Source organism: Parvularcula mediterranea (genome assembly GCF_013085255.1).
Taxonomy (GTDB): domain Bacteria; phylum Pseudomonadota; class Alphaproteobacteria; order Caulobacterales; family Parvularculaceae; genus Parvularcula; species Parvularcula mediterranea.
Genome location: NZ_JABFCX010000002.1, coordinates 595,010 through 620,606, shown reverse-complemented (window position 1 = coordinate 620,606; position 25,597 = coordinate 595,010). Strand labels below are relative to the sequence as shown.

General features: G+C 61.8%; 26 protein-coding genes. 9 read left to right on the top strand and 17 right to left on the bottom strand.

Annotated features, from left to right (window positions below):
- Positions 1 to 6: 6 nt before the first annotated feature.
- Entirely contained in the window at positions 7 to 546 is a 540-nt protein-coding gene (nusG, locus tag HK107_RS03610; RefSeq protein WP_173196866.1) for a transcription termination/antitermination protein NusG, read from the top strand.
- A 68-nt stretch (positions 547 to 614) separates the two neighbouring features.
- Here nusG and HK107_RS03605 read toward each other — a convergent pair whose 3' ends face one another.
- From HK107_RS03605 to HK107_RS03580, 6 genes are all read right to left on the bottom strand, one after another.
- Positions 615 to 2,195, bottom strand: coding sequence for a peroxidase family protein (locus HK107_RS03605; protein ID WP_173196865.1), 1,581 nt, complete (start codon positions 2,193 to 2,195; stop codon positions 615 to 617).
- A 121-nt stretch (positions 2,196 to 2,316) separates the two neighbouring features.
- Positions 2,317 to 2,652: a hypothetical protein gene (locus HK107_RS03600; protein WP_173196864.1), complete on the bottom strand. Its 336-nt coding sequence runs from the start codon at positions 2,650 to 2,652 to the stop codon at positions 2,317 to 2,319.
- Positions 2,649 to 4,310, bottom strand: coding sequence for a S41 family peptidase (locus HK107_RS03595; protein ID WP_173196863.1), 1,662 nt, complete (start codon positions 4,308 to 4,310; stop codon positions 2,649 to 2,651). Before HK107_RS03595 ends, HK107_RS03600 begins: the two co-directional genes overlap by 4 nt.
- 190 nt (positions 4,311 to 4,500) lie before the next feature.
- On the bottom strand, positions 4,501 to 5,193 hold the full coding sequence (ctrA, locus tag HK107_RS03590) for a response regulator transcription factor CtrA (protein WP_173196862.1): 693 nt from the start codon (positions 5,191 to 5,193) through the stop codon (positions 4,501 to 4,503).
- Between the two features lie 215 nt (positions 5,194 to 5,408).
- The gene (locus tag HK107_RS03585) at positions 5,409 to 5,894 is read right to left on the bottom strand and encodes an SspB family protein (RefSeq protein ID WP_173196861.1); all 486 of its coding nucleotides are present in this window, start codon (positions 5,892 to 5,894) and stop codon (positions 5,409 to 5,411) included.
- Positions 5,895 to 5,905: 11 nt separating this feature from the next.
- Positions 5,906 to 6,979, bottom strand: a complete 1,074-nt coding sequence (locus HK107_RS03580; RefSeq protein WP_173196860.1) for a P-loop NTPase — start codon at positions 6,977 to 6,979, stop codon at positions 5,906 to 5,908.
- Between the two features lie 127 nt (positions 6,980 to 7,106).
- Here HK107_RS03580 and hflK point away from each other — a divergent pair, with 127 nt between their 5' ends.
- Positions 7,107 to 8,294, top strand: a complete 1,188-nt coding sequence (hflK, locus tag HK107_RS03575; protein WP_173196859.1) for an FtsH protease activity modulator HflK — start codon at positions 7,107 to 7,109, stop codon at positions 8,292 to 8,294.
- A complete protein-coding gene (hflC, locus tag HK107_RS03570; RefSeq protein WP_173196858.1) occupies positions 8,291 to 9,196 on the top strand; it encodes a protease modulator HflC in 906 nt (301 codons plus the stop codon). The genes hflK and hflC overlap by 4 nt, the downstream gene beginning before the upstream one ends.
- A 283-nt stretch (positions 9,197 to 9,479) precedes the next feature.
- On the opposite strand, the gene HK107_RS03565 is transcribed toward hflC, so the two are convergent.
- On the bottom strand, positions 9,480 to 10,421 hold the full coding sequence (locus HK107_RS03565; RefSeq protein WP_173196857.1) for a fatty acid desaturase family protein: 942 nt from the start codon (positions 10,419 to 10,421) through the stop codon (positions 9,480 to 9,482).
- A gap of 68 nt (positions 10,422 to 10,489) precedes the next feature.
- Between HK107_RS03565 and ndhC the strand changes: the two genes are divergently transcribed.
- The 3 genes from ndhC to HK107_RS03550 all read left to right on the top strand — a co-directional run bounded on the left by ndhC (position 10,490) and on the right by HK107_RS03550 (position 12,660).
- Positions 10,490 to 10,885, top strand: a complete 396-nt coding sequence (gene ndhC / locus HK107_RS03560) for an NADH-quinone oxidoreductase subunit A (RefSeq protein ID WP_173196855.1) — start codon at positions 10,490 to 10,492, stop codon at positions 10,883 to 10,885.
- A 42-nt stretch (positions 10,886 to 10,927) separates the two neighbouring features.
- The gene (locus HK107_RS03555) at positions 10,928 to 11,602 is read left to right on the top strand and encodes a NuoB/complex I 20 kDa subunit family protein (RefSeq protein ID WP_173196853.1); all 675 of its coding nucleotides are present in this window, start codon (positions 10,928 to 10,930) and stop codon (positions 11,600 to 11,602) included.
- A 440-nt stretch (positions 11,603 to 12,042) separates the two neighbouring features.
- On the top strand, positions 12,043 to 12,660 hold the full coding sequence (locus HK107_RS03550) for an NADH-quinone oxidoreductase subunit C (RefSeq protein ID WP_173196851.1): 618 nt from the start codon (positions 12,043 to 12,045) through the stop codon (positions 12,658 to 12,660).
- A 3-nt stretch (positions 12,661 to 12,663) separates the two neighbouring features.
- Here HK107_RS03550 and HK107_RS03545 read toward each other — a convergent pair whose 3' ends face one another.
- Positions 12,664 to 13,821 (bottom strand): acyltransferase family protein, encoded by a 1,158-nt coding sequence (locus tag HK107_RS03545; RefSeq protein ID WP_173196849.1) that lies wholly within the window; start codon positions 13,819 to 13,821, stop codon positions 12,664 to 12,666.
- 87 nt (positions 13,822 to 13,908) lie between these two features.
- Between HK107_RS03545 and HK107_RS03540 the strand changes: the two genes are divergently transcribed.
- Positions 13,909 to 15,129 (top strand): NADH-quinone oxidoreductase subunit D, encoded by a 1,221-nt coding sequence (locus tag HK107_RS03540; RefSeq protein ID WP_173196847.1) that lies wholly within the window; start codon positions 13,909 to 13,911, stop codon positions 15,127 to 15,129.
- A 93-nt stretch (positions 15,130 to 15,222) separates the two neighbouring features.
- On the opposite strand, the gene HK107_RS03535 is transcribed toward HK107_RS03540, so the two are convergent.
- Positions 15,223 to 15,555 carry a hypothetical protein gene (locus tag HK107_RS03535; RefSeq protein ID WP_173196845.1) on the bottom strand — a complete coding sequence of 111 codons (333 nt, stop codon included), beginning with the start codon at positions 15,553 to 15,555 and terminating at the stop codon, positions 15,223 to 15,225.
- A gap of 108 nt (positions 15,556 to 15,663) precedes the next feature.
- Between HK107_RS03535 and HK107_RS03530 the strand changes: the two genes are divergently transcribed.
- Both HK107_RS03530 and HK107_RS03525 read left to right on the top strand, forming a co-directional pair.
- Entirely contained in the window at positions 15,664 to 17,193 is a 1,530-nt protein-coding gene (locus HK107_RS03530) for a cryptochrome/photolyase family protein (RefSeq protein ID WP_173196843.1), read from the top strand.
- Positions 17,190 to 17,555, top strand: a complete 366-nt coding sequence (locus HK107_RS03525; protein ID WP_408636656.1) for a DUF2237 family protein — start codon at positions 17,190 to 17,192, stop codon at positions 17,553 to 17,555. The genes HK107_RS03530 and HK107_RS03525 overlap by 4 nt, the downstream gene beginning before the upstream one ends.
- On the opposite strand, the gene HK107_RS03520 is transcribed toward HK107_RS03525, so the two are convergent.
- From HK107_RS03520 to HK107_RS03485, 8 genes are all read right to left on the bottom strand, one after another.
- A complete protein-coding gene (locus HK107_RS03520) occupies positions 17,552 to 17,794 on the bottom strand; it encodes a GlsB/YeaQ/YmgE family stress response membrane protein (RefSeq protein ID WP_173196839.1) in 243 nt (80 codons plus the stop codon). The genes HK107_RS03525 and HK107_RS03520 overlap by 4 nt on opposite strands.
- Positions 17,795 to 17,883: 89 nt before the next feature.
- Positions 17,884 to 18,342, bottom strand: coding sequence for an NfeD family protein (locus tag HK107_RS03515; RefSeq protein WP_173196837.1), 459 nt, complete (start codon positions 18,340 to 18,342; stop codon positions 17,884 to 17,886).
- 3 nt (positions 18,343 to 18,345) lie between these two features.
- Positions 18,346 to 19,314 carry an SPFH domain-containing protein gene (locus tag HK107_RS03510; protein ID WP_173196835.1) on the bottom strand — a complete coding sequence of 323 codons (969 nt, stop codon included), beginning with the start codon at positions 19,312 to 19,314 and terminating at the stop codon, positions 18,346 to 18,348.
- A gap of 103 nt (positions 19,315 to 19,417) precedes the next feature.
- On the bottom strand, positions 19,418 to 20,290 hold the full coding sequence (locus HK107_RS03505) for an endonuclease/exonuclease/phosphatase family protein (protein ID WP_173196833.1): 873 nt from the start codon (positions 20,288 to 20,290) through the stop codon (positions 19,418 to 19,420).
- Between the two features lie 24 nt (positions 20,291 to 20,314).
- Positions 20,315 to 22,441: a polyribonucleotide nucleotidyltransferase gene (gene pnp / locus HK107_RS03500; protein WP_173196831.1), complete on the bottom strand. Its 2,127-nt coding sequence runs from the start codon at positions 22,439 to 22,441 to the stop codon at positions 20,315 to 20,317.
- A 185-nt stretch (positions 22,442 to 22,626) separates the two neighbouring features.
- Positions 22,627 to 22,818, bottom strand: a complete 192-nt coding sequence (locus HK107_RS03495) for a hypothetical protein (RefSeq protein ID WP_173196829.1) — start codon at positions 22,816 to 22,818, stop codon at positions 22,627 to 22,629.
- Entirely contained in the window at positions 22,815 to 23,882 is a 1,068-nt protein-coding gene (locus HK107_RS03490; RefSeq protein ID WP_173196828.1) for an IS5 family transposase, read from the bottom strand. The genes HK107_RS03495 and HK107_RS03490 overlap by 4 nt, the downstream gene beginning before the upstream one ends.
- Positions 23,883 to 24,342: 460 nt before the next feature.
- The gene (locus HK107_RS03485) at positions 24,343 to 25,590 is read right to left on the bottom strand and encodes a glycosyltransferase (RefSeq protein ID WP_173196827.1); all 1,248 of its coding nucleotides are present in this window, start codon (positions 25,588 to 25,590) and stop codon (positions 24,343 to 24,345) included.
- Between the last annotated feature and the right edge of the window lie 7 nt (positions 25,591 to 25,597).

Below are 25,597 nucleotides of genomic sequence, written 5' to 3'. Positions count from 1 at the left end.
CCGTCCATGTCCGATGCCAAGTGGTACATCGTCCACGCCTATTCGAACTTCGAGAAGAAGGTCGCTGACGCCATCAAGGCTGCTGCCGAAGAAAAAGGCCTCGCCGAGATGTTCGAAGAGGTCATGGTCCCGACCGAAGAAGTCGTCGAAGTGCGCCGTGGCCGCAAGGTCAACACAGAGCGCCGCTACTTCCCCGGCTATGTCCTCGTGAAGATGGTCATGAACGACCAGACCTATCACGTGGTCAACGAGACCAACAAAGTCACCGGCTTCCTCGGCCAGGGCAAAAAGCCCCTGCCGGTGAGCCAGAAAGAAGTCGACCGCATCCTCGGCACGATGGAAGAGTCCGAAGCTGCGCCTTCGATCCCAACGGTGATCTACGAGGTCGGCGAGATGGTGAAAGTCATCGACGGCCCGTTCGCAAGCTTCTCCGGCGTCGTCGAAGACGTCGACCAGGAGAACGCGCGCCTCAAGGTCTCCGTCTCGATCTTCGGCCGCGCCACGCCGGTCGAACTCGAATACCACCAGGTCGACAAAGAGAGCTAATCGCTCCTTACGCGGATCAAAGAAAAAGCGGGCTCGCGGGCCCGCTTTTTTGTGCGTGGTCGGAGGGGCTACTCGCCCCGCGTTTGGACGTGCATGGAGACGCAGTGCTTCTGCTTTTTGGTCAGCCCTGTGTTCCTGACCGCGATGTCGGCGAGGGTTTTGGTCTCCTTGATGACCTTCATCCCGACCTCGCTGAAGGTGTGGGGCCCGAAGACCGCCTTGGAGAGAAGGGGGTTGGTGAGCGCCTGGGTGAAGGCATCGTTGGCGACCATCATCCTGAGGAGTTCGCCCATCATATCGGGGGCTTCGTAGTATTCAGCGAAGAGGCCGACCCACCATTCGAGCTTGTCGATATGGCCGTAAAGGCGTTCGAGTTCGGCCGCGTCTTCCTTGTTCTTTGTCAGCTCAAGGAAGGATTTGTAGCGCTTCAGGCCGTAATGCTCGCGATAGTCGTTGAACGAGGCGAGGTGGCAGCAGCGGCCCATGTCTGTGGACAGACGTTTGACGTCCGCGCCGCCCTTCATGTTCAGGAACTTCGCGGTGTTACGAAGGCCGATGCGGCCCGCTGGCGTACGTGACGCGCCGACCAGGACGTGGCGCAGCTTCTCCTTCATCAGCCATTTGTTCGGCTTGACCAGCTCGACCGCTGAGCGGGCTTCGCCGCGGACGAAGAACTCGTCAGGGATCAGATCATGCCAGCGGTAGAGGAGCGCGAACTCGACCGCCATGCGGTTGGTTCTGTACCAAGGCTGCTCTTCGGCCCAGCCGGGGGGAACGCCGAGATCAAGGCGCTGGCGGGCGATGTGAGGGATGTAGTCCTGCATGACGACGTTCAGCAGGAGGACGGTCACAACGCATCGGGTGGTCTGGAAGACGTGCTCATCGTCCCAGTCAGGATGCGCCTCGGAGATGAGGCCTGCCACACGATTATGCTCGCGCAGGAACAGGACGTTCATCAGCGACTGGCCGAGGGTCGCTGAGCCAAACTCTAGCCCGGTGGCCCAGGCCTCGCGCAGGTCGGCGTCGGGCCACTTCTCGTAGATGCGGCGGAGATTGTTGTCCGTATAAAGACCGGGTGAGGTGTCCGTGCGCGCATATTCTGCCCGGACATGGAACCCATCGGCGCGCTCTTCGAAGAGGAGCGGTGGCCATTCCTCGCCGTCGATCATGCGCGATTTCAGCCGACCGCCATTGCCCATGTCGCGGAGCATGTGGGTCTGCACTTCCGACGAGCCGTAGAGCTGGTTGAGATCGATCTCCTGGTTGGACTCGTTCTCGCGGAAGAAACGCTCCTTGGTCGGGTCTTCCCACTTGGTCCTGAGGAACCCGTCCACGAACCATTGCGCAAAGAGCGGGAAGAGGAGGCTGGTGTCATGGCAGGGGACGAACTCATCGCGTTCGAAGAGGTCTGCGATGGCGTCAAGGTCGGGCTTGGCGGGCGCGTTCTCGCCCGTCGCTGGAGGGAGGTGACGGCCCGAATAGCGGCGCTCGACGAGGCCGGGCCAGCTCACATATTCGGAGAACATGGAATAGGCCATCGGCCTTGGGGGGCAGGCTTCGGCGAAGAAGGAAATGGCTTTCTTCGCGGCAGGCAGGCGCAGCGGCTCGATGTGGTTGATCACCGCCGTCAGCATGTCCTTGAAGCCCATAGCCCCAGCCCTCTCAAAGTCCCTTGGGCCAGATTAACAGGTGAGGGGCAGATGCGAAAGCGGCCCCCGAGCCGGTGGCAAGAGGGCCGCTTAAGATACGCTTATCGCGAAGAAAACGCGGTCAGGCTGGCTTGCAGACGCCTTCGCCGAGGCTGATCGGGTCCATTTTGCCGTCGTAAAGCACGCACTCTCCGCCATCGAGCATGATCACGAAGACCTGCGGCTTGGCGAGGCTTCGGTCCTCGCCGCTGCCGAGGCGCGGGGGGAGGACGATGAACTGCGACTGCTCCGTCGGGTCGGGTTTTCCGAGCTCGATCGAGGCACGGCCGAGGGCGGCCGCTGCTTTCGCCTTGGCACCTTCCACTGCGCCGGGAAGAAGCACCGCTTCCTGCGCCCCGATGGAGGCACAGGAGGCTGCTGTCAGCGCAGCAACGCTTGCGATCAGGGTGCGGATCACAGGGCGTCTCCGTTCGGAAGACGCATGTCGCGGTTGACGCTCATGAGGTCGACCGGAACCTGAATGTCCTGACCTTTGACCGGAGCTTCGAAGCTCTGGGTGCTAAACGCCGTCGAGGTGGTGGTCGTCACTGGGCAGCTGCCGGTCTCACGGTAGGTGAGGGCTGCTGCGAGGAGTGGTTCGCTCGTGTCGCCGAGGGCGAATGCGAGATCGTCTGCGACCGTGCAGCCCGGGAGGCGTGCGCCGAAGGAGAAGCTGTTGTCCTCCGGAACGAAGCCGTCGGCATAGTCACCGAAGCCTTTGAAATTCACGCCAGCGAATTGGATCGTGTAATAGGTCTCACCGCAATTGTCAGTCGGGTAGAAACCGTATGGCTTGCCGCAGGTGATGTCGCCGATCAGCACGACCTCGAAGTCGATGCCGCGCAGGCCGTTGACGACGGCTTCGGACGCTGAACAGGTGCCGCCCGTCGACAGGATGAAGACCCGGTTGAGGTCGAGCCTCGGCAGGGGCTGGCCTGACGTGGTCGAGAACCCAAGGGTGGTTTCGTAGAACGGGACAGGGTCGTTCCGCTCGCCCGTGACAGGGTTGAAGGCTCCAGCATCGTCATTGAACTGAAGAACTTCGAAATACTTGCCATCGGTGAAGGTAGGGCCCGCCAGCATGTAGCTGAGCTGCGATGCGACAGCGAGGAGGCCGCCACCATTGTAGCGAAGGTCGAGGACCAGATCGTCGACACCGGCGGTGGCGAGCGTCTGGATGGCGTTCACGATCTCCTCTTCCGAGGCGAAGGGGCTGAACGTGTTGAAGACGATGTAGCCGACTTTCTCCCCACCCGGACGATCGATGACCTGGGTCTCGATCACGGGTTTGCGGGCGAGGTCTTCGGAGACGATCGTCACGGTCCGCGGCGTACTGGAGCCTTCGTCCTGCACCTCGAACGTGTGCGTTTCGCCGGCGGTCGACGGGAAGAGACCTGCGTTGAGGGTGGCCGTATCGCTGCCATTGACGAGGTCTTCGCCGTCCACGGAGAGAATGCGGGTGCCGCGCAGGAACTGCTGCTGGCCGCTCACTTCTTCCGATGCCGGAGTATCAGGATCGACATAACGGATCCGGAAGTCACGCGGCGGGCTCGAACGAAGGGCAGCGAGACTGAAGCCGTAGCTCGCGGTGCCGGCGGAGTTCCGCGATGCGAGGAAGTCTTCGGTGGACTGGCTGAAGTGGAAATCGTCCTTGTCCTCGCCGGAGGAGGTGACGGCCGTGGTTCTCAGCAGGTTGAAGTACTCGACCCGGTTGTCAAAGCTCGCAGGGTTCCTGTCGGTGACTTCGTCGTTCCACAGGTACGTCTCGTTGGTCCACGAACGCAGCCAGAAGTTCTCGATAGTGGTTGAGCCTTGTACGTCCGGGAACGCGTTGCCTTCGATATCGACACCCGAACGCGGGTTCTCGCAGCGTTGGTCGAACGTGCTGGCAGCTTCGTAGGTGCCCTGAACCCAGACCGGGTCCGTGCTGCCGCCGCCGGAGCCTCCGCCGCCCGTGGGAGGAGGGGTGACGACTGATCCGCCGCCACCGCCGCCGCCTCCACCGCCCCCGCAGGCGGCGGTCAGCGCGACCAGACTCACGAGGGCGATGCGGCGCCCTGTCGATACGAAGTTCATAACTGCCCCATTTTTGGTAATGTTTTTGAAAGGATTGTCTAACGCAGCGGGGTGTTGCGCGCAACTTAACCTTTGGCCGCATCCTATGCCTGGGCGGGGCGGATTTGCGGCAAGACTCGGGCAGTGATGGCAAAGAAAAACGGGCCCCGAGGGGCCCGTTCTTTTGCGCTGTGACGCTTGAGAGGGTGGCTTACGCCGCTTTCTCTTCGGCCGGGTCGCGGAGGACATAGCCCCGGCCCCAGACGGTCTCGATGTAGTGCTCGCCTTCCGTAGCGGCAGAGAGCTTCTTGCGGAGCTTGCAGATGAAGACGTCGATGATCTTCAGCTCCGGCTCGTCCATGCCGCCATAGAGGTGGTTGAGGAACATTTCCTTGGTGAGGGTCGTCCCTTTGCGGAGCGAGAGGAGCTCCAGCATCTGGTATTCCTTGCCCGTCAGGTGGACGCGTTGGCCGCCGACTTCGACGGTCTTGGCGTCGAGGTTCACGGACAGGGAGCCGGTGTTGATGATCGACTGGCTGTGGCCCTTCGAGCGGCGCACGATGGCGTGGATCCGCGCGACCAGCTCATCCTTGTGGAATGGCTTGGTCATGTAGTCATCAGCACCGAAGCCGAGACCGCGGACCTTGTTCTCGGTGTCACCGAGGCCGGTCAGGATCAGGATCGGCGTTGCGACCTTGGCAACGCGAAGCTGCTTGAGAACGTCAAAGCCGGTCATGTCCGGCAGGTTCAGGTCAAGCAGAATGATGTCGTAGTCGTAGAGTTTGCCGAGATCGACACCCTCTTCACCGAGATCAGTGGTGTAGCAGTTGAAGCCATCCGACTTCAGCATCAGTTCGATCGACTGTGCTGTTGCGCCGTCGTCCTCGATCAGCAGTACACGCATGGAACCCGTCCTCCTCGTCCGTTACGGCTCCGGCCGCAGGGGAGCGGCATCCGTCAAAACTTTGTTCAGGCTAACAAGAATTTACTTTCATAAAGATTAACGGGCGAATCGATCCGCCCGCAGCCTGCACGCATAGGTGAGTCTAGCCGTGCGTCGATTCCCGCGACAAGCGTTAACTTATCCGATTGCGGAACTGATTCCGTCCCGTGATTCAGCTACTTCTTGCGGAAGCGGTCGAGGCTGACGACATCCGCGCCGCCTGACGGAGGGGTATCGTCCGGGTCCGTCGGATCGTCCTCTGGCTCCTCGGGAGCGGCTTCCATTTCGGCCTCGATCTCCTCGACCGATTGAAACTGGAGGACAAAATTGGCCGATGGATCTGCGAACTGGGTAATCGAAGAAAACGGGATGACGATGTTTTCGGGCACGCCTTTAAACTGAAGGGTAACCGAGAAACGCTCCTCGTCGATCGTCAGGTCATCGAACTGGTGCTGCAGGACGATGGTCATCCGGTCGGGATACTGCGTGCGCAGACGATCCGCGAGAATGACGCCCCGGGCATTGGTATCGAACTCGATATAGAAGTGGTGCTCGCCGGGCAGGGCGCCGAGGTCCCTCGTGATCGAGAGAACATCGCGGACCACCCCGCGCATCGCGTTCTGGGTCAGCCAGGCGTAATCGAGTTCGGAACTATCGCTCATGACGGGAGGCCCTAGCCCGCTGCCTCGCCGCTGTCACCAGCCACATCGCCCAGAAGCGACGTCACTTTTTCGGTGGCGCCGGGCAGAGGAACAGCCTGTCCGCTCCTGAGGGGCGTTCTTGCCGTATCGAGCGCCATCGGCAGCCTGTCGAGGATATCGAGATCCAGATCATCGAGAAGCGCCGGCTCGAGGTCATCGCCCAAAGGACCGCCCGTCATATTGAGGACGATACCGACGACAGGCGCACCGACCCGTTCAAAGAGCTGAGCGCCCCTGCGGACGTCTGCCGTGGCGAGGGGGCTGGGGGTCGCGACCAGCAAGGCTGCGTCGAGCTTCATGCGCTGGACCAAGGAAAGGTGGGCATCGCCTGTGCCGGGCGGCGTATCGACAACGAGCACATCGAGCTCGCCCCAGCCGGTGTCATCGATCAACTGCCGCGCGGCGTTCATCACCATGGGACCCCGCCATGCGACGGCCTGCCGCTCATCGACCATGTAGCCCAGCGATACGAGCTTCAGGCCCTCAGCCTCGGCAGGTATGATCTTGCCGTCTTCGGATTTCAGCTTCTCAGCCACGGGGAAGAGGACAGGGAGGGAGGGCCCGTGGATGTCGAGATCCAGAAGACCGACCTTGAGGCCCTGCGACGCGAGGCCCAGCGCCAGGTTCGCAGCGACCGTACTCTTGCCGACGCCGCCTTTGCCAGATGCCACCGCGACGACACGGCGCACGCCTTCCGGCCGGGTCGGCTCGGGCCGCTGGGCGGGTTTGGTGCCGAGCTGAAGGGGATCGCTGTGCCCGCCTTTGGGGGCAGGCGGTGCTTGCGGCGCGGGCGCAGGAGAGGGGGCTGCGCCGCCATGCTCGGTCCTGACGAGGGTGACCCGCTCAATGCCTGAACCCTGCGCAAGGGCCTTCTCAAGAGCCTCATCACCCTGATCAGGCGCGCCTTTCAGCACCACGGTCGCGGTCATCCGGTCCTCGAGCAGGCGGATGCCGACATCCCCTGCGAGGCCCTTTTCATCGAGGATACGGCGGATTTGCGCTTCCGCGCGGCCCTTGCGGGCGGCTTCCTTGAAACGGCGCATCATGACGCGGCTCTTGTCCCATCGTTGCAGTCGGCCTCTAACGCCACATATACCTCGCACCGCAAAGACGACAGTTTCACCGCGGGATCGTCCCTATAGGATGGACGCTCCCCCTCAGCACGGCGGACCGATGCCCTGGACTGACAAGCCTTCGAATGGCTCCAACAATAACGGCCCATGGGGTCGTCCTCAGAACAATGGTGGCGGCGGCGGCCAAGGCGGCGGGGGTGGACCCCGCGGCGGCCGCGGTCAAGGCACCCCTGACCTTGAAGAGCTCCTGCGCTCTGGCCGTGAACGCTTCGGGCGTGGTCGCGGCGGCAATGGCGGCGGAGGAACGGGCCAGCAGATGCAGGTGCCCTCGGGCCCTGTCCTCGTCCTCGTCCTGATCGCAGTCTTCGTCTTCTGGCTTCTTTCTGGTGTCTACCAGGTCCAGCCGGGCTCGCGCGGCGTGGTCACGACCTTCGGGAACTTCTCGAAGCTGACGGACAGCGGCCTTAACTGGCACGTCCCCTGGCCTGTGCAGGACGTCGATATCGTCGATGTGGAGAATGACCGCCGCATCACCATCGGCCGTGGCCGGACGTCGATGCTGACCTCGGACCTCAACATTGTCGATGTGACGCTCGACGTGAACTTCCAGATCGCGAGCGACGCCACTTGGAACCCCGACGATCCTGAGCTGCCCAACGCGGCGAAGTTCATCTTCAATATCGAGGATCCTGCGCTCACCGTGCAGGCAGCGGCCGAGGCGGCCCTGCGTGAAGTGGTGGGCGCCAATGAATTCGGTCCCATCGTCTCGCGCGGCCGTGCCGTCGTGAACGAGCGGACGACTGAAATCCTTCAGCAGACCCTCGACAGCTATGATAGCGGGATTGAAGTCATCCGGACGAACTTCGGTGACGCAACACCGCCCGAGCAGGTCATCCCCGCGCAAAGGGACGTGATCGACGCAACCTCGCAAGCCGAGCAGAAGGTCAACGTCGCGCAAGGTATCGCAAACCGCATCGTGCCGGTCGCCGAGGGTGACGCACGGCAGATCGTTCTCGACGCCGAAGCCTACGCGGCGCGCGTGGTGGCTGATGCCCGGGGTGATGCAGCGCGCTTCACCTCGATCCTCACGGAGTACGAGAAAGCGCCGGAAGTCACTCGGCAGCGCATGTATCTGGAGACCCTCGAGGATGTCCTCGGCGGCATGAATAAGGTGCTGATCGACGAGGATGCCGGCGGCACGCTGCCCTACCTCAACATCAACGAGCTTGCCCGCGACAGCCAACGCGTGCGCAACAATGCTCCGCGTTCGAATGGAGGCGATGAATGATGAAAAACGCCCTTTATGCTCTAATCGCTTTCGTCATCGTCGGCGCCTTCATCGCCTCGAGCGCTCTTTACACGGTGCGTGAGGACCAGCAGGCGCTCGTCCTTCAATTCGGTGATCCCGTTGCCACCATTCCCGCATCGGATGCCGGTCTTCACACCAAGACGCCGATCCTCCAGAACGTCGTCTATTTCGACGCGAAGAACCTCAACTTCGACGCACAGCCCGTCGAGGTGATCGTGGCCAACGAGGAGCGGTTACTGGTCGATGCCTTCGTCCGCTACCGGATCGCCGATCCGCTTCTCTACTTCCAGCGCCTGTCCGGCACATCCACCGACCCTGACAGCATGCGCAACAGGTTCAACGACCGCATCGGCGCGTTCCTCAACGAAGCGATCCGTCAGGTCTTGGGTGAAGTGCAGATCCGGGACATCATCACCGGTCGCCGGAACGAGCTGATGGCCGCCATCCAGGGCGCTGTCTCGGAAGAGGCCGCGAAGCTTGGCGTGCAGATCATCGACGTCCGCATCCGCCAGGCCGACTTCCCCGAAGCCAACGCGGCGAACGTCTATGCCCGCATGAGCTCGGATTACAATCAGCAGGCTGAGCGTATCCGTGCAGACGGTGAGCGCCGGGCCCTCGAAATCGAGGCAACCGCGAACAAGCAGGTCGTCCAGATCCTCGCCGAAGCCCGTGAGCAAAGCCAGCGCGTCCGGGGTACCGCTGACGGTGAGCGCAACGCCATCTTCAACGAAGCCTATACGCGGGACCCGGAGTTCTTCGCCTTCTACCGCTCCCTCCTCGCCTATGAGGAAGCGCTGCAGAACGGCCAGGGCGACACGACCATCATCCTGTCCCCGGACTCGGAGTTCTTCCGCTACTTCAACGCGCAGGGCGGGAACTAGGAGTGAGTGAGCGGTTGCCGATCCTCGAAGGGTTTAGCGTACTGCTCATTCTCATCATGCTGGCGATGACCATCGGGTTTCTTCGCTACGCATTCCGGAACCACGAAAAAGACGATTAGGGCGGCCTTGTGCCGCCCTTTTTTGTGCCTCACGCGCCAAAGGCGCTCCGGCGGGGCGGACCTTCTGGCCCGGACGCCCGGTCGGGCGCCTTCACGCGGCACACCCCCGGTCTTGAGGGCCTCTCCCTCGGGAGAGGTCCAAATCTTCGATTTGGGGAGAGGGGCTAGGCCGCCCGCGTCACCTTCCGAACGACGCTGACATACCCCGGCGCCACTTCCGTCCCATCGAGCAGGCCTTTCTCCTGAAGCAGCCGGTGCGCTTCGGGCAGGCGGTAGCACGGGACGTACATCATCGCATGGTGCTCGGCGTGGTAGTGGACCCAATAGGGCGCGAAGAGCACCCGCTCGATGAAGTTCGCCTTCGTCGTCCGCGCCTGGCTCAGAGGGTTCGCGTGGTCGCTCTCAACGCAGGCATGCTCGGCGATGTTCCTGATCCTTGTCGCCAGCGGGTTCCAGGTCGCCAGCGGCAGGAGCCAGCAGGTGAGGTACACAAGAGCGTGCCCGCTCAGTGCCAGAACCCCGAACATCGCAAGGTTCACCGCGAAGAACCGCACGACGGCTGACCGCGCTGCGATGGTCTCGGCACCCGGCACCTGCGCCAGCTCCGGCTTGAAGAGTGCCCTGATCGCAAAAGCCCGCTGCTTCAGGAACGTCTGGCCCGTGAGGTCGCGGAAGATCTTCCGCCGCATCGACGCTTTGGTCGTGGGGAAGGGGGCGGCGAGGGGAAGGTCGGGGTCTTGCTCGGTCTGAACGAACCGATGATGGGTCAGGTGGTAGGGCCGGTAGAAGTCGAGATCCGTCCCGACCGGCGCCGAAGCCAGCCACTGACCCATGACATCATTGAGCTTCTTGTTCCGGTGGAGAAGCCCGTGCGCCGCCTCATGCATCAGGATCGCAAGGCCCAGCTGCCTGTTCCCGATCACCATGACCGCGACCACCAACACCACCGGATTGTGCCCGGTCAGGGTCACAGCTGCCATGCAAAGCCCGATCACGGCCCAGGCGTGAAAGACCATCAGCGGCCCCTGCCACGTCACAGGCGCGGTGAGGCGCGCCCACTCCTCCTGGGAGAAAACAGAACGGGGTTTGAAGGCGTAGGAACTCATAGGCGGCTTACTAGCACAGGAACGCCGATCTTTCTTGCACCCGCGCGGATGCCCGCTAGAAGGCGCTCATGGCCGACTCAGCGTTTCTCCTCGACTACCTGCCGATCATCATTTTCCTCGGGCTTGCCCTGGTCCTTGGCGGCGTGTTCCTCGCGATCCCGCTCGCCTTTGCACCGAACAATCCCGACTATCAGAAGAACTCGACATACGAGTGCGGCTTCGAGCCGTTCGAGGACGCGCGGATGAAGTTCGACGTGCAGTTCTACATCGTCGCAATCCTATTCATCATCGTCGATCTCGACGTGGCGTTCCTGTTCCCGTGGGCAGTGACGCTGTTCAATCCCGAGCTCGGCATGGACCGCGATTTCCAGATCTTCGCGTTCTGGTCGATGTTCGTGTTTCTCGCCGTCTTCTTCATCGGCTTCATGTACGAATGGAAGAAAGGCGCGCTCGAGTGGCGCTAAGCCGCTCGCGCCCTTTGTCCCCCTCACCGAAAGGCACCCGCCATGGCTGACGATACCAAGGTGAAGACCAAGACCCCTGGCACGCAAGGGAAGATCGAGACGATCACGCCGCCGAGCCAGAACCCGCTCAGCGTCTTCCCGCAACCGACCCGCCTGACGCCTCAGGACCTGCCCTATGGCACGGCGGGGCGTTCGGACGTTGTGGGCTACAGCCCCGATGCAGAGGACCCGTTCTTCCGTCAGGTAAATGCTGAGCTCGCCGACAAGGGCTATATGACCGCCCCGGTGGACGCCGTCATCAACTGGGCCCGGACGGGCTCGCTGATGTGGATGACCTTCGGTCTCGCATGCTGCGCGGTCGAGATGATGCAGGCCTCGATGCCCCGCTACGACATGGAGCGGTTCGGCATGGCGCCGCGCGCCTCCCCGCGCCAGTCGGACCTGATGATCGTTGCGGGCACGCTCACCAACAAGATGGCTCCGGCCCTCAGGAAGGTCTACGACCAGATGCCTGAGCCGCGTTACGTCCTGTCGATGGGTTCGTGCGCCAATGGCGGCGGCTACTACCACTACAGCTATTCGGTCGTGCGCGGCTGTGACCGCATCGTGCCGGTGGACGTCTACGTCCCGGGCTGCCCGCCCTGCGCCGAAGCGCTGGTCTACGGCCTCCTGCAGCTCCAGAAAAAAATCCGCCGTGAGGGGACGATCGAGCGATGAAGTGCTGGGCTGCCATAGCTCTGATCATCTGTGCTGCGTGCGCGAGTTCGCAAACGGTTACCGATGGTGCTCGTGTTCCCGAAACTGTACGCGGTGCCGATTATAAAGAGCGTGGCGGCGTTCTGAAACCCATCAACCTCGCCTTCAGCGAAGCTTCGACCAAGAGCTGGCAGCGCCAATGTGGTCGCGGCGATGACCGCACCGAATACGCGCTGGTGTCGTTTGCGATTGAAGTAGACGGATCAACATCGGGGCATGTGGTGGCAGCACGGCACGGGCCAAATTCAGCGGGTTTAACTCTGTGTACGAAATCAATGTTGGAAGAGGCTGCCCCGACTTGGACCTTCGAACCGCCAATCCTCGACGGACAGTCGGTCCGGGTTGATGCTGTTGGCCAGCCAATCCAACTCACAGAACTTTGAAAGCTGAGGACTGACGAAGTGTCCCAAACCACCACTCTTCTCGACGACCTTCAAGAGCTGGAAGATCACGTCAAAGCGCAGCTCGGCGACAACCTCATCAGCTCGCAGATCGCTTATGGCGAGCTGACGATCAACGTGCCCTGCAACCAGATCGTCCCGACGCTGAAGTTCCTCAAAGAGGACGCCATGTGCCGCTTCACCCAGCTGATCGAGCTGGCGGGCGTTGACTATCCTGAGCGCCGCAAGCGTTTTGATGTCGCCTACATGCTCCTCTCCATGGAGAACAACACGCGCATCCGCGTGAAGCTGCAGACCGCGGAAGGGGACACCGTCCCGACCGCAACCCCGGTCTTCCCGAACGCTGACTGGTATGAGCGCGAAGCCTTCGACATGTACGGCATCGTCTTCGAGGGCCACCCGGACATGCGCCGTCTGCTGACCGATTACGGCTTCGAGGGACATCCTCTGCGCAAGGACTTCCCCCTGACCGGGTACACGGAGGTTCGCTGGGACGACGAGCAGCAGCGCGTCGTTTATGAGCCCGTGCAGCTGACCCAGGAATACCGCAACTTCGACTATCTCTCGCCGTGGGAAGGGTCGGACTACGTCCTGCCGGGCGATGAGAAGGCTGACTAAGCTCTACTCCGCTGCCTGGGGAGTAGAGGCTTTGGGCTTTGCGAAACGCGGCATCAGGAGCTTGAGCACGACCTTGCGCCCAGGCTTCTCGACGAGGTGGTAGAGCGCCGCACCTGCAGGGAAGGCCGCACAGACGCTCAGCCAGAAGGTCCAGATCGGCAGGTCCGGACCGAAGAGCGTTTCCCATCCTTTGAAGAGCACGGTCTGCAGCACGGCGTGGACCATGTAGATCGAGTACGAAACCGTACCGAGATAGACGAGGGCACGGTGGATCCGCCCTCCGGCAAAGCCGCTGATGGCCTGCACAGCGGGTTCAGCGCAGCTCATGGTGTAGATCATGAGAGCGAGCATGATGATGATGATGCCGTCGCTGATCTCAAAGACGACGCAGGCGATGGCACCGAAGGCCAGGAGCCCGGTTGCCGCCAGGTAGCCGAAACCGTCTCCCTCTTTCCGATGCTGATAGATGCGGAACAACGCCATACCCATCGCGAAAGCGGGAATGATCCGGATGATGCCGAAATCATTCGCAAGGCGGCTGAATTTGTAATTCTGGACCGGGATCCACTCTGACCAGATGCCGAAACTGAAGTAGAGCCCTGCGAAAAACAAAACCGCAAGCGCCAGTGTCAGGTGCCGGTCGAGCCGCGTCAGAAGCGGGTAGAAGACGATCGGGAAGAGGAGATAGGCAAAGAGTTCCGCGCTGATCGACCATGACGGGTAGTTCGGACTGAGCTCTGTTGCGGTGAAGCCCCAGGCATGGACTGCCAGAAATGTGGCCGGGAGGGTTCCGAGATTCTGGCCTAGCTTTTCACCGCCGATGCCAGCCAGCGCCGAAGCTACCGAAAGCGCCAACGCGGCCAGAAGCGTGATCAGGTGGACCGGGTACAGCCTCGCGAAACGCTTGATGTAGAAGCCCCGGGCTTCAAACGTTCCGGCGTCAATCGAGCGTCCGTAGACATAAGCCATAATGAAGCCGCTGAGCACGAAGAACAGGTCGACGGCGAGGTTTCCCCCGCTGAAGATCCTGAACGTCAATTCGCCGATCTCGCTGCGCTCGAAATAGCCCTGATAGTGCAGCGCGACGACGGACATCGCCGCTACGCCGCGCAAGATGGTCAGGCCTTCTAGGTCCTGGTTTTCAACGCGTTCAATGGCCACGAACTCTCCCCCGTGCGGCGAAACACGTCTTGCATAACGGCGCCATTTCTACGAGATGCTAGCGCAGCGAAGACTAAAGAAAGCCCTATGGCCGACGGATCCCGCACCATCACCGTTGAAGACAGCCCCTCGGACGCTAACGCAGACCGGCCGTTTACGATCAATTTTGGCCCGCAGCACCCTGCGGCGCACGGGGTTTTGCGCCTCGTTCTCGAGCTTGACGGCGAGGTCGTGGAGCGCGTCGATCCGCATATCGGCCTCCTGCACCGCGGCACTGAGAAGCTGATCGAGCATAAGACCTACCTTCAGGCGATCCCGTACTTCGACCGTCTCGACTATGTCGCGCCGATGAATCAGGAGCACGCATTCGTCCTCGCGGCGGAGAAGCTTCTCGGCATCGAGGTTCCGCGCCGGGCGAAGATCATCCGCACGATGTTCTGCGAGATCGGCCGCATCCTTTCGCACATCCTCAACGTGACGACCCAGGCCATGGACGTCGGCGCGCTGACCCCGCCGCTGTGGGGCTTTGAGGAGCGCGAGAAGCTGATGACCTTCTACGAGCGCGCCTGCGGTGCCCGTCTGCACGCGAACTATTTCCGCGTGGGCGGCGTCCACAAGGACCTGCCTCAGAAGCTCATCGACGATATCTATGCGTGGACGGAAGGTTGGAAGAAGGTCTCTGACGAGATCGAGGACCTGATCACTGACAACCGTATCTTCAAGCAGCGCAACGTCGATATCGGCGTCGTCTCGAAGGAAGAGGCTCTCGACTGGGGCTTCACCGGCGTGATGCTCCGCGGCTCGGGCGTGCCGTGGGACCTCAGGAAGGCGCAGCCCTACGAGATTTATGACGAACTCGACTTCGACATCGTCCTCGGCAAGCACGGCGATTGCTACGACCGCTATGTCTGCCGGATCGAGGAGATGCACCAGTCGGTGAAGATCATCCGCCAGTGCATCGAGATGCTCGAGCCAGGCCCGGTCATGACGACGGACGGCAAGGTTGGCCCGCCGCGCCGCGGCGAAATGAAGGAGTCGATGGAAGCGCTCATCCATCACTTCAAGCTCTACACCGAGGGCCCGAAAGTGCCGGCCGGCGAGGTCTACACCGCCGTTGAAGCGCCCAAGGGCGAGTTCGGTGTCTATCTCGTCTCAACCGGTGAGAACCGGCCCTACCGCTGCAAGATCCGCGCGCCGGGCTATGCGCACCTCCAGGCGATGGACTGGATGAACCGCGGCCACATGCTTGCTGACGTCTCCGCGATCATTGGTACGCTGGACATCGTGTTTGGCGAGATCGACCGCTAATCGGCGGTCTCATCGGGAATAGGGAGCGCCCTTTGGGGCGCTCTTTTTTATTGGCTTGATGGGTCTCGGATCAGGTCCGGGGTGACGGGTGGCTTAGAGCTCAATCAGCAAAGCCGCGGCATAGCTCATGGCCACAGCGATCAGCGGCACGAAGAAGTGCCTGCCGAAGCCGTCCTCGCGGAAGACGAAGAGGTTGAGGATGATCCCGACGACCCAACCGAAGAGGGCGGCGGCGGCGATCACCGTCACGTCGAGGCCCTGCACCCAGTCATAGCCCTGCGCACCGATATCCTGCCTGCGGGCAAGGAACGCGACAACGCCAAGGCCGGCGAGCTTCACCGCCGTGCCGAGGATGCGTTTCAGGACGAAGGTGCCTGCGATGACGATCGCGACGGCGACGAGGATGATGATGAGCTGGCTGTCCATGCTGCCCTCCGGAACTCTTCTCGGGGAGAGTTACACCATCCGCGCCGCTTCGTCGCCTCGGCAGCTGAGGATTTTGCTCCAGATAGTCCTGACGAAGGAGGATCGCCCTTGCCAGCCTTGCGTCTCGTGCTCGCCGACCAGCTGACCCGCACCGTTGCCGCCCTGCGTGGCGGGAGGAAGGCGGATGACGTCATCCTTTTCGCCGAGGTCGCGGAGGAGGCGACCTATGTGAAGCATCACAAGCAGAAGATCGTCTTCCTGTTCTCTGCCATGCGAGCCTTCGCGAAGGAGATGGAGGCTGATGGCTGGCGCGTCCGCTATGTAAAGCTCGACGATCCTGACAATGCGGGCTCGCTCTTCGGAGAGGTGCAGCGCGCCTTCTCAGAGGAGGACGTCGAAGAACTGGTGGTGACGGCCTGCGGGGAATACCGGCTGGCCGAGGACATGGAAGGGTGGGGGCGTAGGCTCAACCGCTCGGTGGAGATCCGGGACGATGACCGCTTCGTCTGCTCGCTGCCCGAATTTCGTGCGTGGGCTGACGGCCGGAAGACCCTCCGTATGGAGTATTTCTACCGCGAGATGCGGAAGAAGACGGGCCTCCTGATGAAGGGCGACGATCCCGAAGGCGGTCAGTGGAACTTCGATCAGGAGAACCGCAAGAAGCTGCCCAAGGGCTATGAGCCTCCGCCTGCGCCCGAGGCCGTCGACAACGAGATCGTCCGTGAGGTGAAGGCCTTGGTCGAGGACCGGTTCGGCGATCATTTCGGAACGCTCGACGGCTATTTCTACGGCATCACCCGGGACGATGCGCGGGCGCGGCTTGAGACCTTTATCGAGAAGTGCCTGCCAGACTTCGGCGATTATCAAGATGCGATGGCGACGGGCAAGGACTTCCTCAACCACGGGCTGATCTCAGCCTACCTCAATGCAGGGCTCCTGACCCCCATCGAAATCTGTGAGGCGGCAGAAGAGGCCTATAAGTCAGGCCACGCGCCGCTCAACGCGGTGGAGGGCTTTATACGCCAGATCATCGGTTGGCGCGAATATGTGCGGGGAATCTACTGGCTGAAGATGCCGGAGTACAAGGAGCGCAACGCTCTTGATGCAGATCGTCCGCTTCCTGATTTCTATTGGACGGCAGAGACGGACATGCACTGCGTGGCAGAGGCGGTGAGGAACACTCGCGACCATGCCTACGCCCACCATATCCAGCGACTGATGGTGACGGGGAACCTCGCGCTGCTGCTCGGCGTCGCGCCCGATTCGATCAACGAGTGGTACCTCATCGTCTATGCCGACGCCTATGAATGGGTGGAGCTGCCGAACGTCCACGGCATGGCCATCTGGGCTGATGGCGGGGTTCTGGGCTCCAAGCCCTATGCGGCGAGCGGGGCGTACATCAACCGCATGTCGAACTACTGCAAATCCTGCCGGTATAATGTCCGTGAGCGGACGGGCGAGGATGCCTGTCCCTTCAACTATCTCTATTGGGATTTCGTGATGCGAAACGAGGAGAAGCTGCGCGGAAACCAGCGCATGGCGATGGTGTTCCGGAACCTCGACAAGAAGGACAAGAGCGAGAAGCTCGCACTGCGTGCGTCGGCACGGGAATTCTTCAAGCGGCTGGAGGCGTCCTGATGAGGAATGTTCTTGGCGGGGAGCTTCGCGTCTGCGGATGCGATCCGATGACGGGGTTCACCCGTTCAGGTTCCTGCGAGACAGGGCCACAGGACAAGGGCAGCCATACGGTCTGCGCAGTGGTGGATGAGGCGTTCCTGCAGTTCACCGCATCGCGCGGCAATGACCTCTCCACCCCCCGTCCCGAATGGGGCTTTCCAGGTCTCAAACCGGGAGACCGTTGGTGTCTGTGCGCCATGCGATGGGAAGAGGCGAGATCAGCAGGCTGCGCACCGAAGGTCGTGCTCCAAGCGTGCCACGAAAAAGCGCTGGAGATCGTCAAGCTTGACGACCTCCAGGCGCATAAGCTCGTTCTGAGCTAGGCTTTCTTCTTCACCGCGCGGGCAATGAAGATCAGGAGGCAGGCACCGACGATCCCTGCGATCAGGTAGCCGAGCGTGCCGCCGAAGGTGACGCCGACGAGGCCGAAAATCAGGTTGGCGACGAGCGCACCAACAACGCCGAGAACGATATTCATCAGAATACCCATCTCGGATTTCATGATCTGTTCGGCGATCCAGCCTGCGATGCCGCCGACAATGATGGCGAGGATCCAGTTCATAACGAAGTCCTTTCTGGTCTCTCTTGGGTTCCGTCCCACCCATTAGACACGGCGGCAGGGAAAGACGTTCTCCCCGCCGCCGAATTTCTTCAGTTGGCTGCCGTCACCAGCAGCTCGGTGCCGTCGGTGCCGGTGACCGTCAGCGCCTGGCCTTCTTGGACCGAGGCACCGTCGGCAGCCCTTGCAGTCCAGTCTGTATCACCGACCCGCACCCGGCCACGTCCGCCGCTGAAAGCGGTCAGGGCGACCGCGCTGCGGCCGATCCGGGTCTCCGCGGAGTTGAGGGGCCGCTTGTCCACGGGTTCGAGGTTCTTCCTGAACCCAAGGGCTCTCGCGGCGATGGCGAGCAAGAAGGTGAGAAGCGCGAAGAGCAACCACTCACCCGGCCCTGACGGCGAGAACGGCGCCATGGTCGCGAGCCCCGTGAGGCCAGCCCCCGCCGCTGGCCAGAGGAGATCAAACGTACCGAGATTGATCTCGATGATCAGGAGCAGGCCAGCAAGGGCGAGCCATGCCCAGAACGGGGGATCGAGAAGAAGCTCAACCATGGCTTAGTCCCTCTTTTCGTCTTGCGTCGCCTCACCGTTCGACCACGGACCTTTTGGCGGCGTCTTCTGGTTGCCCGCGACGAGGGCGCCAAGGCCGCCCACCGTGCCAGCGAGGTTGGTGAGCTCGGTCGGCAGGATGACGAACTTCTGGTTCGGTGCCGTGGCGAGGCTCTCAAAGGCATCGACATATTTCTGGGCGATGAAGTAGTTGATCGCCTGGATGTCACCGCCCGCAATGGACTCAGAGACCATCTTGGTGGCGTTGGCCTCGGCTTCCGCCTCGCGCTCGCGGGCTTCGGCGTCTGCAAAGGCGGCCTGCTTGCGGCCCTCGGCTTCGAGGATGGCGGACTGCTTCTCACCCTCGGCGCGAAGGATGGCCGATTGCTTGTCACCATCAGCCTGCAGAATTTCCGCACGCTTCAGGCGCTCGGCCTTCATCTGACGGGCCATCGCTTCGGTAATGTCGGCGGGCGGCAGGAGGTCCTTGATCTCGACCCGGGTGACCTTGACGCCCCAGGGGTTCGTCGCGGCGTCGATGACCATAAGGAGGCGCGAGTTGATCTCGTCCCGGTTCGACAGGACCTCATCGAGTTCGAGGTTACCGATCACCGAACGGATGTTCGTCATCGAAAGGTTCGTGATCGCGTTGATGAGATCGTTGACCTCATAGGCCGCCTTCGGAGCGTCCATCACCTGAATAAACGCGACGGCGTCTGCAGTAACCATGGCGTTGTCGCGCGTGATGACTTCCTGCCCCGGAATGTCGATCACCTGCTCCATCATGTTCATCTTGCGGCCGATGCGCTGGATGAATGGTACGAGAATATGAAGGCCCGATGAAAGCGTATTCGTGTAACGGCCAAAATTCTCGACAGTATAGTTGAAGCCCTGCGGCACGATAATGATGATCGAGCGCACGAGCAGAAATGACAGGACGACGAGAACCCCGACGAGGATCCAAGTGGTTTCCATAAACTTCCCCTTTGTCTGTATGGATAGTATGTAAGGATCGTCGGAGCGTTTGATAAGCCCTTGTGTGAATTTTCTTTGCGAAAACCAGGACTTGAGACTGTGTCTAGCGCTTGAGCTGCGCCTTGACGATGAGCGGGCGGTGATCAGAGCCGAGGCCGGGGCCAACTTTCGCCGAGGCTGCGATCGAGCTGGGGACGAGCACATGGTCGATTGGCAGGCCGAGGAACAGGAGCGGGCTGAGCCATGTCGTTTTCGCGCCGATGCCGACCCGCTCCAGCCCGTAGTCTGCTTCGAGATCGAGAAGCGCATGGGACCAGGGGACGGTGTTGTAGTCACCGACGAACAGCTTCGGGTGCTGATGATCGAGCGCTGCAAGCTGGTCGAGATCGCGCTGCCTGCGTGCCGGAGCTCTCGGGCTAGAGAGCGGCATCGCGGCGTGGGTGGCGACAATGTCGAACGGTTCGTTATCCAAAACCGCCGTCGCGGTCCGATCTTCAGCCTCAAGCACCTCAGCTAAAGCGCCCGCCTCACGGCTCAGTATGAGCACCGGGCGATGCTCCGCCGAACGGATGTGCCAGCCCTCGGGCGCTTCTGCTCCGAACGGCGCTTCAGCGGCCAACACGAGAGATGCGCCCTCGCGCTCCGCCAGCGCTACGGCCTTTTCGAGCGCGGACTGGCGCTTCAGCGTGTTCGCCCAGACGAAGGTAACGTCAGGGTCCTGAATGTCGGGGGAAGGCTTGTAGAACGGCGCCAGCATCAGCCAGCCGAGAAGGGCAAGCGATGCGGCGAACGTGGCAGCGATGGGCGCGCCGCTGACGAGCAAAGCGACTGCCAAAACGAAAGACGCCGCGACCAGGCTCGGCTTGAGGCTGATCGCGGCGATGGAGAGGAGGCCGCGCGGCGCGAGAAATCCCGCCAGCACGGCCAGTGTTGTTCCAAGAAGTGCCAGCTTCAGGAGGGGTTGAATGCCTTCCATCTCTGACGCTCCTTGCAAGGACGATTAGTCGTCCTTCTTCTCTTTCTCGATTTCCTTGCCGGTCTCTTGATCGACAACCTTCATGGAAAGCTTGGTCTTACCGCGGTCATCGAAGCCGAGAAGCTTGACCCAGACCTGGTCGCCTTCCTTGACGACGTCGGTGGTCTTCTCAACGCGGTTTGCGGCGAGTTGGCTGATGTGCACGAGACCATCGCGGGCGCCGAAGAAGTTGACGAAGGCACCGAAGTCCATCGTCTTGACGACCTTGCCTTGGTAGATCTCGCCGACTTCCGGTTCGTCCGTGATCGACTTGATCCATTTGACAGCGGCTTCGATCTCCGACTTGTCCGAGGAAGCGATCTTGATCACGCCCTCGTCGTCGATGTTCACCTTGGCACCGGTGGTTTCCACGATCTCGCGGATGACCTTGCCGCCCGAACCGATCACTTCACGGATCTTCTCTTTGGGGATGGTCATCGTTTCGATGCGCGGAGCGTAGTCGCCGAGGTCGTCGCGGCTCTCGGTGAGGGCCTTGTTCATCTCGCCGAGGATGTGCATCCGGCCGTCCTTGGCTTGGCCAAGGGCGGTCTTCATGATGTCCTCAGTGATACCGGCGACCTTGATGTCCATCTGGAGCGAGGTGACGCCTTCGGACGTACCGGCGACCTTGAAGTCCATGTCGCCGAGGTGGTCTTCGTCACCGAGAATGTCCGAGAGAACGGCGTGCTTGTCGCCTTCGAGGATCAGGCCCATCGCGATACCAGCGACGGCGCGCTTGATCGGAACACCTGCGTCCATCATCGCGAGCGAGGAGCCGCAGACGGTGGCCATCGAGGAGGAGCCGTTCGACTCGGTGATCTCCGAGACGAGGCGGATGACGTAGGGGAACTCTTCCTGGGACGGAAGAACTGCACGAACGGCGCGCCATGCAAGCTTGCCGTGGCCAATTTCGCGGCGACCCGGCGAACCCATGCGGCCCGTCTCACCGACCGAGTAGGGCGGGAAGTTGTAGTGCAGCAGGAAGTTCTCTTTGTACGTCCCTTCGAGTGCGTCGATGAACTGCTCATCGTCCGAGGTGCCGAGGGTAGCGACCACGATCGACTGGGTTTCGCCGCGGGTGAAGAGCGACGAACCGTGGCTGCGCGGCAGGATGCCTGCCTCGGCGACGATCGGACGGATGTCCGTGGTCGTCCGGCCGTCGATCCGGCCTCCGGTCTCGATCACCTGGGTACGGACGATGTCGGACTCGAGCTCCTTCAGGAGACCGCCGAGGACTGCGCCGTCGATCGGGTCGGAGGCGTCTTCGCCTGCGAGCTTCTCTTTAGCGGCCGATTTGACTTCATTGAGCTTGGCAACGCGCTCGGTCTTGTCGGTGAGCGCGTAAGCGTCGCGGAGGCCAGCTTCGGCTTCGGCACGCACGCGGGGCATGAGGTCCGAATAGTCCGGAGCCTGGAAGTCCCAAGGCTCTTTCGCGCACTGTTCGGCGAAGGAGATGATGAAGTCGACGACTTCCTTCGAAGCCTTGTGGCCTTCCATCACGGCGCCGAGCATCACGTCTTCGGAAAGCTCGGAAGCTTCCGATTCCACCATCATCACAGCGTCGGCGGTGCCGGCCATGACGAGGTCAAGCTCGGTGCCTTCCATCTCAGGAAGCGGCGGGTTCACGATGTAGTTGCCGTCCTTGTAGCCAACGCGCGCTGCGCCGATCGGGCCCATGAACGGCACGCCGGAGATCGTCAGGGCAGCCGAAGCGCCGACCATGGCGACGATATCGGGATCGTTTTCGAGGTCGTGGCTCATCACGGTCAGGACGACCTGGACTTCGTTCTTGAAGCCCGGCGCGAAGAGCGGACGGATCGGACGGTCGATGAGGCGCGAGGTCAGCGTCTCTTTCTCGGTCGGGCGGCCTTCACGCTTGAAGAAGCCGCCGGGGATGCGGCCGGCTGCGTAGCCTTTTTCCTGGTAGTTGACGGTGAGCGGGAAGAAGTCCTGGCCGGGCTTCTGCTCGCGCTTGCCGACCACGGTCGCGAGAACGGTGGTCTCGCCATAGGTGGCAAGCACGGCACCGTCGGCCTGGCGGGCGATACGGCCCGTTTCGAGGGTCAGCTCACGGCCGGCCCACGTCATGGTTTTCCTGGTGATTTGGAACATGTGTCTTGTTTTTTCTGTCTTGGCCTCTGCCGGATTGCAGGGCTCTTCTTTGTCGTCGCTAGATGCGCGTCAGCTCCCCATGCCGCCATGCGCGATGGAACGCAACGCCAGCGCTGCTGCCTCTGGTGAATTCCTCTTGAGGGGGTGAGCAAGCTGGACACCTCCAATAATTGGTGTTGGGAAGGTTATAGGCGGTTGATTTTGGCGGTTTGCCAGCCCGCATAGGCCCAGGCCGGGAATACCAGCGCTGCGATGACGAGCTTAGTGTCGGTTGGGACGGGATCGACGAAGCCGATCGCTTCGAGCCCCCAGATCGTCGCGAGGATTACTGCCGTTCCGAAGGTCGCTGCACCGGTGACGAACACGATCCTCTTCATGCTCTCGCCCTTCGTTCATGGCATACCAGCCGCCGCATGTTGTAGGCGATGTTGCAGAGGCCGATTTTGATCTTCGCCCTGTCGATGCCGATAGTCCTGATCTTCATGCCCATGCGGTGTTTCTGGTCGGCGAAGACGTGCTCGACGAAAGCGCGGACCTTTGACCTGGTCGCGTTGCCGCGCCTGATATGGTCCGGCATCAGCTTCCCCGGCGGTTTCTTCCGATGGATGTGGCTGATAAGGCCATGCCTTGCGAGCCAGGCCTCGTTCTTCTTCGACCGGTAAGCGCTGTCCGCCCACACGCCGGTGGCCATGATGTCTCGGCGTAAGAGATCAGAGAGCTGAGCGCCATCATGGCGGCTGGCATCGGTCACGGTGAAGGACCGGATGAACCCGTGCGCCCGGTCGGTCATGATATGGGATTTGTAACCAAAGGCGGGGATCGCGATGTCGACCTGTCCCTTGGGGGCACCGGCCTTCTTCTTCGAGTATTTGATCGTCCACCGAGCTTCGGTATCCTTCTGAGCGGCGCGCTTGGGGTTCTCCCAGATGTCGCGCGCCGTCTTGCCCTCCTTGATGGCAGCCTTCTCGGCGTCCGTCAGGCGCTGCTTGGGTGCATTGACCAGGCTCGCATCGACAAGCTGCCCGTGGGTCGCATGATAGCCAGATGACGTGATCTGTTTGTCAAAGGACGCGAACAGATCGTCGATGACACCCGCTTCCTTGAGCTTTTCCCGAAAGGTCCAGATCGTGTTCCGGTCAGGCGCTTTATCCCCGAGCCCCAAGCCAAGAAACCGCATATAGGACAACCTGTCGGTGATCAGAAACTCAGCCCGCTCATCGGAGAGATCGTTCAGCGCCTGCAGGATCAATATCTTGAACATTAGCACCGGATCGAAGGGCGGACGCCCGCCCTTCGACCGGTCCGACCGCGCCAACGCCTTATCCAGCACAGGCCGGAACCCCTCAAAATCGATGATCTCAGCCATCACTTCCAGCGGGTCGCCCAGATCAGAAACTCGCCGAAGCCGCTCATCCACATCAAAAAAGCCAACCTGTTTCATCCCCACAAGGAATCATAAATCGGCTGCACGAGCGAGGGTTTTTGGAGGTGTCCAGCTGGCGCCGCGGCGAGGGGTGTTTTCCCCACCGTTATATTTATGGTTGCAAGCATGGAACTTTTCTTGCAACCAAAGGTTATGGGGTTCGGCAGAACTCTACCGGGGGGATCGGCGCAGGGGGCCGGTTCCTCCGGATTTCTGATGTTGAGATGCAGGGAAAATACAGTTTGAGGTCGTCCGACCGTCTGTTGGAACTATTTACTGCGATGTCGACGGAGCACTTTTCCTGTGAGCGCCCGTCTTCATCCGATCGGTGACGACCGATCGTGTCGGGTTGGGCTGATCTGCCTAATCGCCCAACCCTCCCGGTGATCGGCCGTCTCCCTCACAGCGAGTGGGAGGCGGCCGATACATCCTCAAGTAGAGCTAGGCTCTTTCCCGGCAACTCTTGGTAGCAGATTTCTTAACGCGGGTCCTGCGGCGCGCTGTCACTCCGAGCGAATCGCTCGGCCAGCAACGCGGCAGAGCGGTCGATGTCGTGCCTTGCTTCGATCCGGGACCGGCCCTCATTGCCCATCGCCGCGACCGTCTTGGGGCTCGCGAGGCAAGCCTCTTCGATGGCCCGCCGCAGGCGCGGGATGGAGCCCGCGGGCACGATCCAGCCGCATTGGCTGTCGAGAAGCTCAGGGATTCCGGCGATGAAGGTCGAGATCACCGGGCGCCTCAGGGCGAAGCTCTCCATGATGACGATGGGCAGGCCCTCGGCAAAGCTGGGCAGGAGGAGGGCGCGGGCCGCGAGAATACGCTCGCGCACTGTCCTGTTGTCCGCCCAGCCTGAGAGAATGATGTGCCGTTCGAGACCGTACTTCTCGATCTCCGCCTCGATGAGCGCGCGGTCCTCACCATCGCCGATCAGCTCGATCCTGAGGTCGGGGTTCTCCTTGGCGATCGGAGCGATGGCTTCGGGGATCAGGCGCTGGGCCTTCTGCGGGCAGAGCCTGCCGACGCAGACGAAATGCGGCTCTTCCGTCGCTGAACGCTGCTCGGAGAAGTCGCGCAGGTCGAGGCCGCAGGGGATGACGTCGATCTTCGGCGCATGCTCGTAGCCGCCGATGCGCAGGAGCTCCGCGCGGGCGAAGTCGGTAATCGCAGCCACGAACGAAGCGTGCCGGATCTTCAGGTCATAGGCCTGAAACGGCGCTTCATGCAGCTCGTCCGGCCCGTGCACCGTGAAGGAGTAGGGCGGTCCGCCAAGGAGATGGCAGAGCATGGCCACGGCAGTTGCATTGGTGCCGAAATGGGCGTGGACATGGGTGATGCCGGAGCCGCGGAGCTTCTGCTCGAGATACGCAGCCTCCGCGAGGTAGGCGAGGGGGCGGACGATATCGCCCATCCGTTTGGAAAGCGTGCGTGCAGCGACGAGGGCCTTGGCAAACTTCGCAGGGCTCGACGTGGCGGCTTTCAGGAGCGCCTTACCGAGAGCGTTGCCGCCCTGGGTCAGCACATAGTGCGTCGCTTCGTGCTCAGCCTTGTCCTGAGGGTCGACCAGCTCGCCGCCATCCCAGGCGCGCATGGCAAAACGCGAGACCTGGACACCCCGTCGTTCGAGCGCCGCGATCTCGCGCCGGATAAAGGTCCCCGAAGGTACGGGGTATGTATTGAGGAGGTAGGCGACGTGGCCGCCGCTGCCGATCTCGGAGTTTCCTTCCATCGGCAGC